General features: G+C 58.5%; 10 protein-coding genes. 1 reads left to right on the forward strand and 9 read right to left on the reverse strand.

All coding sequences use genetic code 11. The features are described 5' to 3' along the window. Nucleotides 1–520 precede the first annotated feature (520 nt). The 3 genes from AC0WRY_RS37245 to AC0WRY_RS37255 all read right to left on the reverse strand — a co-directional run bounded on the left by AC0WRY_RS37245 (nt 521) and on the right by AC0WRY_RS37255 (nt 5,813). Nucleotides 521–3,619, reverse strand: coding sequence for an efflux RND transporter permease subunit (locus AC0WRY_RS37245; RefSeq protein ID WP_128930011.1), 3,099 nt, complete (start codon nt 3,617–3,619; stop codon nt 521–523). Further along, the gene (locus tag AC0WRY_RS37250; protein ID WP_128930010.1) at nt 3,616–4,551 is read right to left on the reverse strand and encodes an efflux RND transporter periplasmic adaptor subunit; all 936 of its coding nucleotides are present in this window, start codon (nt 4,549–4,551) and stop codon (nt 3,616–3,618) included. The genes AC0WRY_RS37245 and AC0WRY_RS37250 overlap by 4 nt, the downstream gene beginning before the upstream one ends. Nucleotides 4,552–4,688: 137 nt before the next feature. Then, the gene (locus AC0WRY_RS37255; RefSeq protein ID WP_164933587.1) at nt 4,689–5,813 is read right to left on the reverse strand and encodes an efflux RND transporter periplasmic adaptor subunit; all 1,125 of its coding nucleotides are present in this window, start codon (nt 5,811–5,813) and stop codon (nt 4,689–4,691) included. Nucleotides 5,814–5,959: 146 nt separating this feature from the next. On the opposite strand from AC0WRY_RS37255, the gene AC0WRY_RS37260 reads away from it, so the two are divergent. Then, complete coding sequence (locus AC0WRY_RS37260; RefSeq protein ID WP_164938227.1) at nt 5,960–6,607, forward strand: TetR/AcrR family transcriptional regulator; 648 nt, start codon at nt 5,960–5,962, stop codon at nt 6,605–6,607. Nucleotides 6,608–6,995: 388 nt separating this feature from the next. Here the strand turns inward: AC0WRY_RS37260 and AC0WRY_RS37265 are convergent, their stop codons facing one another. The 6 genes from AC0WRY_RS37265 to AC0WRY_RS37290 all read right to left on the reverse strand — a co-directional run bounded on the left by AC0WRY_RS37265 (nt 6,996) and on the right by AC0WRY_RS37290 (nt 13,652). Further along, the gene (locus tag AC0WRY_RS37265; RefSeq protein ID WP_128930007.1) at nt 6,996–9,068 is read right to left on the reverse strand and encodes a methyl-accepting chemotaxis protein; all 2,073 of its coding nucleotides are present in this window, start codon (nt 9,066–9,068) and stop codon (nt 6,996–6,998) included. 201 nt (nt 9,069–9,269) lie between these two features. Further along, nucleotides 9,270–10,265 carry a quinone oxidoreductase family protein gene (locus AC0WRY_RS37270; protein WP_128930006.1) on the reverse strand — a complete coding sequence of 332 codons (996 nt, stop codon included), beginning with the start codon at nt 10,263–10,265 and terminating at the stop codon, nt 9,270–9,272. A gap of 124 nt (nt 10,266–10,389) precedes the next feature. Further along, nucleotides 10,390–11,238 carry a fumarylacetoacetate hydrolase family protein gene (locus AC0WRY_RS37275; protein ID WP_128955136.1) on the reverse strand — a complete coding sequence of 283 codons (849 nt, stop codon included), beginning with the start codon at nt 11,236–11,238 and terminating at the stop codon, nt 10,390–10,392. A gap of 40 nt (nt 11,239–11,278) precedes the next feature. Then, nucleotides 11,279–12,550 (reverse strand): MFS transporter, encoded by a 1,272-nt coding sequence (locus tag AC0WRY_RS37280; protein WP_128930004.1) that lies wholly within the window; start codon nt 12,548–12,550, stop codon nt 11,279–11,281. Nucleotides 12,551–12,575: 25 nt separating this feature from the next. Then, nucleotides 12,576–13,013 (reverse strand): nuclear transport factor 2 family protein, encoded by a 438-nt coding sequence (locus AC0WRY_RS37285; RefSeq protein ID WP_128930003.1) that lies wholly within the window; start codon nt 13,011–13,013, stop codon nt 12,576–12,578. Between the two features lie 6 nt (nt 13,014–13,019). Next, nucleotides 13,020–13,652 carry a VOC family protein gene (locus AC0WRY_RS37290; RefSeq protein ID WP_128930002.1) on the reverse strand — a complete coding sequence of 211 codons (633 nt, stop codon included), beginning with the start codon at nt 13,650–13,652 and terminating at the stop codon, nt 13,020–13,022. Between the last annotated feature and the right edge of the window lie 203 nt (nt 13,653–13,855).

A 13,855-nucleotide genomic window follows, 5' to 3' on the forward strand; every position in this document is an offset into this window, starting at 1 on the left:
CATACCCATGTTGCGCCGTGCGCTTTCATAAGCACGGTCGGAAACGCACGTCCGAGCCACGTCGACTGTAGCTGGGCCGAGTTCGACGCGTCACCGGCATTCTGAGACGAGACCAATGTGCCACGCTCCTGATCAATTCAGTGGCGCTGCGCTTTCGATAGCCGTGGACGCTACGGGAGAGACATTCAGGACGATGATGTGGCGAGCTTTTTTAACGTCGTTCTGGTGCTCGGTCTCGCGATCGATTGTTTGATTCTCCTAAGGACCATCACTCGGTAGCTCGACAGCTACGGCGGTGACATCATTTCACGACGCTCGTGGATTGTGAAAGCGCGGTGAACGTCGTGCGACGCTGCCGGCAATCGCCGATCGTCGTGCACCGGATCGCCAAGCCCGAAGAGCTCTACGGTCGGATCCGGTGCAGGGAAAGGCATCACGAACTCCCGGTACAAACCGGCGCGGAGCGTGGCGGTTACCAAGCAGGACGCCAAAGGCCTTGTGGCATCGCGCTCGGGCTTCCCTATGGTGAGCTGGCCCTGGCGAGCCTGCTGGGCTCCTCCTGGCGCGAAGAAGAGTCCTTTAGTGGGGCTTCTACACGGAACCAGGCGATGTAAAGCGCCGGCAAGAAAAAGAGAGTCAGGAAGGTCGCAGCCATGATGCCACCGATCATCGATAGCGCCATAGGACCCCAGAAGACCTGCGGCGCGATCGGAAGCATGCCGAGGCTTGCTGCGGCGGCCGTCAGCAGGATTGGCCGCATGCGATGCTGTGTTGCCAGCACGACTGCCGACCATTGATCGTGACCCTCGTCAAGCATTTCGTCGATCTGCGCCATCAAGATAATCGAATTGCGAATGATGATCCCGATAAGGGCTAACGTACCGAGAATCGCGACAAAACCCATCGGTTTTCCGGATACGAGGAGAGCGAACACAACGCCGATCAAGCCGAGGGGAGCCACGCTTACGACAAGGAACAGCTTCGCAAAGCTTTGCAGCTGGACCATAATGAAGAACGCCATCGCAAGCAGCATCACAGGCACGACCGCAACGATTGGACCCTGACCCTTTGAGCTCTCCTCGACGGCGCCTCCGGTTGCGATCTTCATCGACGCCGGCAGGTTCGCGGCGAAGGTCTCGATAGCCGGCGCAAGCTGTTGGACGACAGTTGCCGGTTGCGTGCCATCGTGGATGGTGCCTCGAATCGTGATTGTTGGGACACGGTCGCGTCGCCAAATAATGGGCTGCTCCAGGTCATAGCGAAGTGTTGCGAACGAGAGCAACGGGACCACCTGTCCATTGCCAGTCGGGATCTGCAACGACTGCAGCGTTTCGATTCGGCTGCGTTCGTCGTTTGCGGCGCGCCCAACGATGTTGACCTGATAAATGCTATCGCGCATCTGTGTAATGGACGTCCCGCCGACAAGGCCGTTCAGTATCGAGGCAACATCGACGGAGTCGAGCCCGAGCTGCCTCGCCTTGTCTTGCGCTATTTCGACTTGAACGACCTTGCCTGGCTCGTTCCAATCAAATGTCGGAGGGTCAAGATGCGGGTTGTCGCTCATGATTTTGGCGATCTCCAGTGCCTTGGCGCGCAATTGCTGGATGTCCGGCCCGCTGAGGCGGTATTGCAGCGGACGTCCAACCGGAGGTCCAAGGTCGAGCGGGTGGATGAAGACGTCGATCCCGATGAATTGATCGGCCGCGGTCTTTCGCAATCTGCTTTCGATCCGATTGCGAGCTTCAAGTGACTTGGCTACGACGACCACCTGGCCGAAATAGTTAAAGGCCATCTGCTGGTCGAGTGGCAGATAGAAGCGGATCGCACCTTGCCCAACATAAGAGCTCCAGCTTTCGACGTCAGGATCGGAGGCCAGCCCTTTTTCGAACTGGTCGATCTGCTTCTTGGTCTCAAGGATCGTGCTGCCCTGCGGAAGCGTCAAGTCGACGAGCAGCTCGGACCGGTCTGACGACGGGAAGAACTGCTGCTGCACAAATCCCATACCGACGATTGCCACCGCGAGCAGACCGAGGCTTCCGCCGATTGTGACCCAGCGGAAGCGCATCGCGGCCTCCAGTAGAACGACAAAGTAGCGGGATAGCCGGCCGACACCGATATGGTCGTGATGTTTCATGGTTTTTGGAAGGACCATGACGCCGATCAGTGGAGCGAACAGAACGGCTACCACCCAGCTGGTTAGTAGCGATGCTGCGATTACGAGGAACAGAGTGTAGGTGTATTCGCCAGCCGATGAGCCGTTGAACCCAATCGGGATAAAGCCTGCGACAGTTACCAGGGTTCCGGTTAGCATCGGAAATGCGGTCGAGGTGTAAGCAAAGGTCACTGCGTTATAGAGATTGTCCCCGCGCTCAAGGCGGTGCACCATCATCTCGACTGTTATCATTGCATCATCGACGAGCAGTCCAAGCGCGATGATCAGCGCACCTAGGGAAATGCGCTGCAGCGTTACTCCAAAATACTGCATGATGACGAACACGACCGCCAGCACGAGCGGAATTGAGAACGAGACCACCAGCCCTGCCCTCACTCCAAGACTGATCAGGCTTACCACCAACACGATGGCTATGGCCTCAACGAGCGCTTCGGTGAAGCCGCCGACTGCCTGCTCAACTATCTTCGGCTGATCGGAAACCAGGTGGAGTTCGACGCCTACCGGAAGCGTGGCCAAGATGTCGCGCATCTTTGCTCTCAGCGCCTCACCAAATTGAAGCACATTGCTAGAGGCCATCATCGCGATGCCGAGCCCGATCGCAGGCTTTCCATCGACACGAAATAGCGGATCGGGTGGATCGCGATATCCACGGGTGATGGTCGCGACGTCGCTAAGCGGAAGGAAGCGGTTGTCGATGCGCAGGTTGGTGCTTCGAAGGGCCTCTTCCGAAGCGAATTGACCGCTTACGCGCAGCGAAACTTGTTCTGGGCCCGCTTGTACGACGCCTGACGGCTGCACTGTGTTTTGATTTTGCAGTGTCTTGATGAGCGACTGCATATTAAGACCGAGTGCCGCCAGCTTGCGCGTGGAGATGTCGAGATAGATGACCTCATCTTGTGCTCCGATCACCGTGATCTTGCCGATGCTTGGCACGGTGAGAAGTTCCGAGCGCACCCGCTCGACATAGTCGCGCAATTGCCGTGGGCTGAGTCCGTCGGACGTAAACGCGTAGATGTTGCCGAAGACATCGCCAAATTCGTCGTTGAAGGAGGCTGCGCCTACGCCTGAAGGCAGGGTGTACTGGATGTCCTGAACATGTTTGCGGACCTCATAGAATAGCCACGGCACGTCCTTTGGCTTGGTGGTGTCCTTCAGATTGACCAAAATCGTGGTCTGACCGGGCGTCGTGTAGCTCTTGACGTAGTCGACCGCGCCGATCTGTTTCACCTCCTTTTCAATCCGGTCGGTCACTTGATTGAGCATGTCGTCAACCGTCGCGCCGGGCCATTGTTGCTGGATCACCATAGTCTTGATGGTGAACGGAGGATCTTCCTCGCGACCGAGGCTGCGGTAGGCGAGCAGGCCCGCTATCGCGGACGCTATCATCAGGAACCAAACGAACGAGCGATGCTTTAGGGCCCATTCAGATAGATTGAAGGAGGTCACGACTGATTCTCTTGCAAAAGTTTGACGAGTTGTCCTTCGGAGAGGGAATGCACGCCGGCAGTGATGACGCGATCGCCAATCGACAAGCCGGATGTAACTGCCACGCGGTCTCCCCTGTGGGCGCCGAGCATCACAGGACGTGCTAGAGCCCTCTTGTTTGCTCCCACGATCCAGACGGCGTCCTGACCTTCGATTTTCAAAAGAGCACTAACCGGAATCTCCATTTGGCCCTCCTGTGCAGCCGCGAGGCGGATCGTGGTTCCCAGCCGAAACGCTTCAGGTGGATCTTCGATGGTGAACCGAATGCGCCGAGTTCTGGTCGAGGAGTCCGACTGCGGCGCGATCTCACGGACGACCGCCTTGGCTGCGATGCTATCCTGGACGAGGAGCGATGCCCGAGAGGATGAACCTTCGATGAATTGGCCAATTCGGTCGTCCGGTATGTCGAACACACCGTCGCGAAAAGTTGGGCGAGCGATGGTGACAACCGTCTGGCCTACCGAGACGACCTGGCCGATTTCCGTGGACCAGGAGACGACGACACCGTCATAGCTGCTGTTTAGGGTCGTGTAGCCGAGTTGTTCGGTCGCCTTCTGCAGACTCGCCTCAGCTTGCGTGGCGCGTGATTGGGCGCTCTGCTGGGCTGCTGTTGCCGCATCGAGGTCCGCCTGTGTCCCGCTGCCCGTGCTGAACAGTTTGTGCTTTCGTTCCAGAGTGGCCTCGGCATTGGCAAGGACCGCTCGAGCGTTGGCCAGATCGGCCTGGCTTGAGACGATCGCGAGCTGCGCGACGGTCGAATCAAGGGACCCGAGTCTTTGCCCCTTGGCAACGAGATCTCCCACATTGACGTCGCGCGAGCTCATTCGCCCCATTGTTTGAAAGCCAAGCTCGGCCTGGTACCGAGGCTGCACCGTTCCGGTGAAGGTGTCGATCCTCTACGAGGCCGGTTGCACAACCATGGTGAGCACGGGACGAATGACGGGCGATTCGAGGCTCTTCTCCTCGCACCCGGAAAGCGCCGCGGCGCAGGCGAAAAGTAGCAGCCGCAAGACCGTGGGTGCGGGCGACGTCATGGCTCGGCTCCGTAGGCGACCGCGACAACCTTCCCTGGATACAGCAGTTGTACGCTGGAAGTTACGACACGCTCGCCTTCTTCCAATCCGGCGGCCAACGCGACCGCTCCAGTGAGATATTCCTGCACGACGACCCCGCGAAGCCGGGCCTTGTTCTCGCTATCCAATATCCAGACTGCGGGCTTACCGTTGGCTGCAAACAGCGCGCTCGATGGAATGACAAAGGCAGGCGATAACTCCCAACGGGCTCTACCGACGACGGCCGAACCGAGTGTCAAATCGGCCGGCGCTCGTTCGACCGCGACCTTGAGCGTAACGGTGCCGGTGGCCTGATCCAAAATCGGCGAGATCTCGCGCACAGAGCCGGCAACAGTTACATTCGGCATCGATTGCGAGGTGATGTCGACAGTCCTGTCGTTTGGCGGATTGGTGACAAGAATCTCGGGAACTTGGAATACCGCATCCCGCGGGCCATCCTCGGCAAGGGCGAAAGCCGTCTGTCCGGCCTGCACAACCTGGCCGACTTCGATACTACGTGAGACAATGATGCCGTCCCGTCCTGCCTTCAATTCCGTGTAGGTTAGCCGCTCGCGTGCCGTATTCAGGGCAGCTTGTGCGCTGTTGACCTGCGCCTCATCTGTTCGAAGCGTGGCTAACGCCTGATCGAATCGCTCACGTGTGGTAGAGCCACTGCTAAGCAGAGACTGTTGTCGCTCGAAATTTCGTTGGGCTTCCAGCAACTGCGCATTCGCAGCATTCAGCGCTGCTTCAGCACTGGTAACATCGGTCTGCTGCTCGGTCCGTTCAAGATGCGCGAGAGTTTGACCTGCTTTGACATACTGCCCAACCTCGACGTCGCGACGGACAACTCGTCCACTGGTCTGAAATGCAATGTTCGAAAGGATGCGAGCCTGGATCGTCCCAGTGAGGGGAAGGTCTGGCGTGATGTGTTGCCGGCGGGCGGTGGCGACGGTCACGCGCAACAGCGCCGAAGACTTGTCACCCGCTCGCGCCATCGAGTTCGGGAACGCTGTAAGCACGGTCGCGACGAGCGCGAGCGACGTGCGGAATTGCGCCCTGTTGGCCAGCCGCGGCATTAGGTCCCCTTCTTCGCTGGGCATTTGCAACATGCTGATTTAACTCAAAGTTTCAAGTTGTCTGAGCGCCCCGCCAAAGAACTCCAAGGCGTAATATTCAACAGGCGTTGAATATTTAGTTGCATCGTTCTAAACGTCAAGAGGTCGGAATGGTCGATGGAGGAGGAGGGATGTCTCGAAAAGCCGTGAGAACGCGCGGTCGACCACGGAAGGGCTCAGAACTAGAGGCCGACAACCTTCTCGATGCAGCGCTCGACGCATTTGCCGAGCACGGTTTCGAAAAGGCAAACCTCCGCTCAATCGCTGCTGCCGCGAAAGTTGATGTCGCCCTGATCTCTTACCACTACGGATCAAAACTCGAACTATGGAAGGCCGTAATCGAGTCGTTTTCGGGGGAGGCGATGGCTCTGCTCGCATCCGTGCGATCGGATGGGGCAGAAGTGTCTTCGAGGGAGCGCCTAGAGCTTACGATTGAACAATTGATCAATGTGGGCCAGCGTAAGCCGCAATTTGCGCGATTTGTCATCAACGAGGTTGCCGGGATCGACCAGAGCGAGCGATTTGAGTTCTTTCACAATGCCCTAACTAAGCCACTCCGAGAAACCTTGGTACCCTTGATCGCAGCAGTCAATCGGAGTGGCAACAGCCGGAAAGTCGATCCGAACTTGCGATTCTTTGCCGCCCTCGGCGCGATGTCGATGTCCATGGCTAACCGGCAATTCATCGCGCGATTTGCGCCGGTTGCTAAAGACGACAAGCAATTCCGCAAGGAGCTGATCGCCGTCATTAGCGCAGTGATGTGTCCCGAAAACGCCTAGCAGGCTGCTGAATTAGTAGCCGATCGACGGGCGAAAAAGAGAATGTCGTCGCCGCCTGAGTTTACCAAAAGGAAGTAGGAGGCTGCCCAGCCACGTCGTGATCGCAACGTTTCCACGACACGGCTCACAGCTGCACCGCCAGCAAAGTTTGTGAGGCGGCGGTCGTGACTAGTGTGGGTGCTGACCTGTCACTCAATTGTTATCCAGCGGACGATCAGAGTCTGCGGGGTTTCCGCAACGAACTCGAGGCAAACATATTGAGTGCTATCCCGACATGACTATCGACGGTGTGTCCAGGTGACCTTGTGGTGAGTGCCCGTTCAAGACGAGCAATGAGACGTTCAGCCCGGAGAGTTCCGGCGAGGACAGGTGATCCGTGTTAGGCCCGTTAGGCTGCGCGGATCGCTTCCAGGAATGTGGCGACCTCGGTCTCTAGCCGGTTGCTTTCGCCGGACAGTGACTTCGCGGCGGCGAGCACGTTGAATGACGCCGTTTCGGTCTCGCTGGCGCCCCTCTGTACATCAACGATGCTGGCCGAAACCTGTCGGGTACCATGCGCCGCCTGCTGCACGTTGCGGGAGATTTCGCGCGTTGCCGCGCCCTGCTCCTCAACCGCCGCCGCGATCGTGGAGGCGATTTCTGACATGCGGCCGATGGTGTCTCCGATCGACTTGATCGCGCCGACCGAGTCCTGGGTTGCGCTCTGAATGCCTGTTATCTGCTGACCGATTTCGTCGGTTGCTTTGGCCGTCTGCTCGGCCAGAGCCTTGACCTCCGACGCCACCACCGCGAACCCGCGGCCGGCCTCCCCGGCGCGTGCCGCTTCTATAGTGGCGTTGAGGGCCAATAGGTTGGTTTGGCTTGCGATCTGGCTAATGAGTTCGACTACGTCGCCGATCCGACGGGCCGCCTTGGCGAGTTCGGCGACATGCTCGTTGGTCCGTCCCGCCTGCAGCACCGCTTCGCCAGCAATGCGGGCTGAATCTTGCACTTGGCGACCAATCTCGTCGACGGACGACGACATCTCCTCGGCGGCCGCCGCCACGGTCTGCACGTTGGTCGAAGCTTGTTCGGAGGAGCCAGCCACGGCAGCCGTGATCTGTTTGGATTGCTCGGCCGTGCTAGTCAGCATACCGGCCGACGCTTCCAACGCCGCGGAGGCGGACGAAACGGTCCTGATCACATCGCCGATCATGGCCTCGAATTCGCGCGCAATCTGGTCCAAGCGTTGGCCGCGTTTGAGTTTGCCCTCGGCTTCGCTGGCGGCCGCGGCGTCGGCAGCCTTTTGGGCGACTAGCTTGTCTTTGAAATGCTGTAGCGAGCCGGCAACTTGGCCGACTTCATCATTCCGGCCGGTCGATGGGATCTCGACGTCATGGTTTCCGGCCGCAAGAGTGCCGATCACCTCCGCAAGCTGGCCTAGCGGCGTCACCACGCGTCGGCGCAGCATTATGGTCACGCCAGCGAGCGTACCGAGCAGGGCCAGCACTGCAACTCCTGCAAGCACCAGCATCCCCAGCGCGCCGTCACGGACCGCCGAGGCGCGCTCGGCAGCTTCGGCCAAGGCGGCATCGCGGACGCCGAAGAACATCTGGATAGCGGGCACAATGACCTTGGCCATGTCGGAGGGACTGAGACTGTATTTGCCGTCGCCTCTGGCCGCCGGCATTTCCTTCTCGACGACCGGAATCGCCTTTCCGAAATAGGCTTCGACGGCCGCTTTCATGGCCGTGGCAAGGCGGGGCGGATTGCCGAGCTGGTCGATCGTGCCCTCGATGCGTTCTCGGTCGGCATCTAAGCGGCCCTGCATACGATCCATCAGCGCAAATTCAGCGGGAGTGAGCGGACGCGAGGCGCTCAAGGCCGGCGACAGTGGCGAGGCGTGGCTGCCGGCGGTCACCCGCAAATCCTGCGCGGTTCGCGCCAGGCTCAGCAGCGTTGCAAGTGAAGAATCGGCGCTGACCACCTGCCCCTCCAGCCGATTCAGGATCGGCTCGATCGCGCCGATCATCTCGGCAACAGTGGGAAGGAGTTCTTTGACCACCGCACTATCGCGCGATCCGAGGGATACGCGCACGGCCCGATCGGCCGCCGCATGAACATCCTTGAAACGGCGCCCGGTACGGTCCAGGCTTTGGATCATCGGTTCGCCACCATCAAGGGCCAGCAAACTGTTGCGGGCCAGGTCGAAGGCCGCATCGGCGGCGCTCGACGCCTTGCCCATCGCTTCGATCTGGGTCGGCGTGGCGGGCGTTTCCTGAAAGATCGTGATGTAGGGTGTACGAAGGCCCGCCAGGTGTTGACTGACCATCAGCACCGCGCCGAAAGCCTCGACCATTTTGATGGATTCGGAGCGACTAACGAAGATGCGCGTCTGCGGAAGCAGAACCTCGGCGCCGAGAATAACCGCAAACGTGGTCACCGTCAGCATCGACAGCGCAAAGAGCTTTCCGATTCGCATGCGTACCCCACATTTCGCATAAGTTTCCGAGAACCTATCGCGCTCTCGCTAATTCATCATTAAGTCCGGGACGCATCTTGGTGGCGGTATGCCTATGTATAGAATTGTCGTGTCGTCGATTGCGCCGCATCTCCTTGCCATCGACAGGAAATGGAAGGCGGCGAATCACGGCGTCTCGGGTGTGCGGTGATGCATCCCTCGCTACGGCTTTAACACCAGCTTGCCCATAACTTCCCGGCCATCAAGCATTCGATGCGCTTGCACAGCCTCCCTAAGCGGCAATCGCACCGTCACGGACGGATTGATGGCTCTTGCTTCCACGAGTTTGAAGACCTCTGACGCAATCCGTACGCGCTCTTGAGGAAATGGATCGTAGACGTGAACGCTATAAGCACGCACTGAGATGCTGCGGTCCATGTTCTTGCGCAAGTCCGCGAATAGGTCGGACGATGGAAGTCCCGACAGCGCATTGAACGTGACGATCTGTCCCAAGGGAGCAACGAGCTTGATGTTGTCGCGGAAATCCGGACCGACCAATTGGTCGAACATCAAGTCGACGCCCGTACCTTTGGTGATATCCAAGATCCGGGCACCAACCGCTTCAGAGCTGCTGTCGATCGCATAGCTTGCACCCCGCTCCAAGGCGAACGCTGCCTTGTTCGGGGCCCGGCAGACAGCTATCAGCTGTATCCCAGCAGCGCGGCAAAGATCGATCATGGCGCAGCCGACGCCGCCAGTAGCTCCGTTGATGGAGGCGACCTTTACCCGGCGCAGATCTGCAGCGTCATTCAACATGCCCCATGCGACCTGATAGTCGGGAATTGCGACCGCGCCCTCAATGTCTATGCCTTCAGGCAGCTTCGTGATCTCGTGGACATCGCAGGCGACATATTCGGCGTAACATCGGCGAGAAAACTTCCATGCGAGAACGGGCTGGCCCGGGGAGAAGCCTTCAACACCATCTCCCACCCGCTCAACATAGCCGGTTACACTGATCCCCGGCACCTCCGGATACTCCACGGGCCACGGGTAGCGTCCAGTCCTGACCAGCGCATCGTATTTCCCGACCCCGATGGTGTCGGTCCGAATGAGGACTTGCCCAGCCGCCGGTGTGGGAATTGGCAGATCGATGTATTTGAGGACCTCGGGTCCTCCCGGCTTTTCGACTTGAACAGCTTTCATCATGGCTGCGGGCATGAACACCTCCGTGCGCTGAATTGGTAAGGTCGTATTGGCGCGCTTAACCGCGGGCCGTTGTTGAAAGCAGATTGTTGGGTCCGCCTATCGGGAAGGTTTTAAGCGGCCGCTTTCGGGCGAGCTTTCACGTCGGTTCGTCGATCACCGCGTTTTCCAAAATTCCGACGCCTGAGATCTCCACCTCGACCCGGTCGCCAGCGCGCAGCCAACGCGGCGGAACGCGACGCGACCCAACTCCTGCTGGAGTACCGGTCGCGATGATATCGCCTGGCAGGAGCCTGAGAACACTGGACAGATAGCTTATAAGCCGCGGTAACCCATAGATCAGCTGGCTCGTCGATGCCTGTTGAACCACCTCGCCGTTTAAGCGCGTGGAAAGCGCGAGGCGGTCCGGATGCGGGACGTCAGTCGCCGCCACGATCCAGGGTCCTATGGATCCGCTCGAATCGAAATTCTTGCCCGTCATGCCAGTGGCAGAGTGTTTTTGGTAATCTCGGACACTGCCCTCGTTTAGACAGGTGTACCCGCCGACGTAGTCGAGCGCCCTTCCCTCCTCCACTCTGTGGCACGTCCGGCCGATGATGAGAGCAAGCTCCCCCTCGTAATCGAGGCGCTCAGACACTTTAGGCCGAAGCAGCAGCTGGCGATTCCCAACGAAGCTCTCGTGCGTTCGCTGGAAAAAAGTCGGGTAAGCAGGCGCCTCGTTTCCGGTCTCGTCTACGTGAGCTTTATAGTTGAAGCCAACGCAGAACACCCTGGCCCTAGCAGACAGGGGAGGAAGAAACTCAACGTCACCAATCTTCAGGTCAGGCTCGCGTGTCATAAGCTTTTCTGCGCGAGCCCAGCCTTCCGCAGCCACTACTTCATCGATATCAGATAGGCCTTTATCAAACGGCGACAGGGAGATGATGCCGTCGCCCTTCACAAGGCCGATGCTGACCGAGCCATTCCGAGCAAATCGAGCTACTTTCATTGAGATACCTTCTTTTTTTGAGGCGCTGATGAAGGCTGACTCAGCCGCTCTTTTCGCCGTTTTGGCTTAACGAGGCGGATGGGATCAAAGCAAAGATGACTGACGCCGCCAGCATCAGGGCGCTACTGGCGATGAGCGCGATGTCGTAGTTTCCCCGCAAGGCTTGAACCGCGGAAAACATCAGCGGGCCAATGGCTACGCCAATGGCGAACACGACGATAAACAGCCCGATCTTTTGCCCCAGCTGGGCAACGCCGAATTGCCGTGCGACAGTGTATGGGATGAGATCCGACTCTGCTCCCGCTCCAAGCGCAAGAAGAGCTGCGGCCAAATAAACCATAGAAGTCTGCCGTGTCGAGACCAACAGCAGTCCGGCAGCCACAGGACCGAGGCAACCAACGACCGCTACCAACCGTGGAGACCATCGATCAAGCATGGACCCGAGCAAGAAGCGGGCTACCAGCATCGTCATGCCGTATGTCGCCATCACAGCCGCCGCATCGACGGGCCGAAAGCCGCGATCGATCAACAACGGTGTCATGTGGACAATCATACCTTGAATGGCGAGCGTCATCAGTAGGAATGCCAACGCAAGCATCCAAAAAATTGGAGCAGACAAAAGCTCACCGAAGACAAGCTTGGAGGATTGCGCGGAAGCGGCGGACTTCTGAAAGCGCTCCTTGCCGGGAATGAGCCAGATGACGGCTACTGCGCCAAGGATTGCGACCCCAGCGCCGATCGCTGCGTAGCTGTTGCGCCAGCCGTATTCTGCAATGGAAAAGGTGGCGATCGCGGGCATTAACATGATGCCGGCGGCCGAGGCTGCATTAATGATGCCGAGCGCAAACCCACGAAAGGTCGAAAAAGTCCGAGTGACTATGTAGGTGAAAGCCGTGATCCCTTGCCCCGCGCCAAGGAGTCCGAGCAGGCCCATAAAGATTGCAAAACTTAAGGGATCACGTGGAAGTTGACCGAGTGCAATCAGGCCGAGCGCAAACAAAGCGAAAGAAAAGCCTGCAAAGACGCGCGGCCCATATCGGTCGACCAGCCACCCGACGATTGGCTGCGAGAAGCCGGAGCAGAGAGCAGCTGGCGCAAGAGCGGCAGCCACGCTGGCCCTCGACCAGCCCGTATCGTTGACAATTGGCAGCAGGAATGTTCCGAAAGTATAGATTACGATCGGCCCGAAATTGGTCAACATGCCAATTCCGGAACCGAGCACGACCTTTGTTGCCTCTATTCCACGTAGCTGAACCTGCGGCGACAGGTCGCCAACGGCCGGCAGCGCAGGCGTATTAACGCTCGTCATCATCTTCCTCCCCTTTTCAGCTCATGTTTTATTTTTTCTTGAGTTCGGTCACCGTTTTCTTTCTTGCGATCAACCAGCGCCCGTCGCTCCGATGCAGCTCGTCTTCGTAACGGCCAAATCCTGCTACGCCATCAAATGGCAGAGGAAACTGTTGAGGAGTGGTCTCACTGCGCTGGCTGAGCAGAGTTACGTACGCGTGAATAAGAATGCGATCTTCGTTCAGCCATTCCGATCTGATGTTGGAGATCAGGTGTCGGACGACCAGGTTGCGATCGCGGCGATTGATAAGATCAACAAGCATGCCCTTGCCGCGTACAAGGCCATCGCCGCGGTGCCAGACACCATCTTCTGTGAAGAGCCCTGCAGCGGCCTCGGCATTGCCATAGTCAAAATGCTCCATGAAGCTCAAGACCGTCGCTTGAGCCTCGAGGATATCCGCCGCTCGTTCTAGCCTATCCCGCTGCATGGGCCCTCAGATCTTAAGCAGCTGGTCTAATGGCTCGCCGGCGCGGAAGCGCGCCAAGAAATCCTTCGGGTCGACATCAATGCCAGAGGGATTGTTCTTGAAAGCGTCAGAGTCGATGAAGGCCTTGAGTTTCTCGGCGTCGTCAAAATTGTTGCAGCAAAGCTCAACGACGTTCTGGTCTGGATCTGAGAAATAATAGCTTGTCACTGGACCGTGGTTGGAAGCGCGGTGGGCTTGCAGACCAGCGCCGAGCAACAATTCCACGCGATCCAGCAGCGCCGCCAGATTTGCGTGACGAAATTGAAAGTGATTCAAGCCGGGATCGCGGCTGGGCGAGTCGGATAGCTCTGGCAGCTCGAATAGCGCCAGGACCTGCCCATGAACCGGCGAGCGGTCCAAGAACATGAAACAGGATCGCACGTCGCTAGCTCGGGTCTGTTTGGGCGAGCCGGCGAAACGGCGCCGGTTTTCCGGGGCACCGCCAGGATTTGTGATGCTCCAGCTCAATCCCAGCACAGATGAGTACCAGTCGCGCATCAGCTCGTACTGTGCAGTTTGCAGAACGATCTCCGAAACGCGCGGCGAAGGCAGCGCGGAGGTTGCCTTGTGCAGGTCGGCGGGTAGCGATTGGACGCTCATGGGGACAGATTCCTCATATGACACTTTTGACTTATAGTTCTAGGTTATCAGGGCTCGACGATATGTCAACTATTACATATGGCGCCATGCAGCATTTGTCTGGAGTTGAGCGCGGGCGCTTGTTCGTGAATGATCAAACGCCCGTCATGCTGAAGCGGCAACATGCAAGGCCGTCCAAGATCGCCGTCCCTGGCGCGACGGTC

This window comes from Bradyrhizobium sp. T-12, assembly GCF_058314695.1.

What these genes read in the sequence shown, in the direction of transcription:
- AC0WRY_RS37255 (WP_164933587.1), bottom strand. Translation starts at nt 5,813, where the DNA reads ATGCCCAGCGAAGAAGGGGACCTAATGCCGCGGCTGGCCAACAGGGCG.
- AC0WRY_RS37260 (WP_164938227.1), top strand. Translation starts at nt 5,960, where the DNA reads ATGTCTCGAAAAGCCGTGAGAACGCGCGGTCGACCACGGAAGGGCTCA.
- AC0WRY_RS37265 (WP_128930007.1), bottom strand. Translation starts at nt 9,068, where the DNA reads ATGCGAATCGGAAAGCTCTTTGCGCTGTCGATGCTGACGGTGACCACG.
- AC0WRY_RS37270 (WP_128930006.1), bottom strand. Translation starts at nt 10,265, where the DNA reads ATGCCCGCAGCCATGATGAAAGCTGTTCAAGTCGAAAAGCCGGGAGGA.
- AC0WRY_RS37275 (WP_128955136.1), bottom strand. Translation starts at nt 11,238, where the DNA reads ATGAAAGTAGCTCGATTTGCTCGGAATGGCTCGGTCAGCATCGGCCTT.
- AC0WRY_RS37280 (WP_128930004.1), bottom strand. Translation starts at nt 12,550, where the DNA reads ATGATGACGAGCGTTAATACGCCTGCGCTGCCGGCCGTTGGCGACCTG.
- AC0WRY_RS37285 (WP_128930003.1), bottom strand. Translation starts at nt 13,013, where the DNA reads ATGCAGCGGGATAGGCTAGAACGAGCGGCGGATATCCTCGAGGCTCAA.
- AC0WRY_RS37290 (WP_128930002.1), bottom strand. Translation starts at nt 13,652, where the DNA reads ATGAGCGTCCAATCGCTACCCGCCGACCTGCACAAGGCAACCTCCGCG.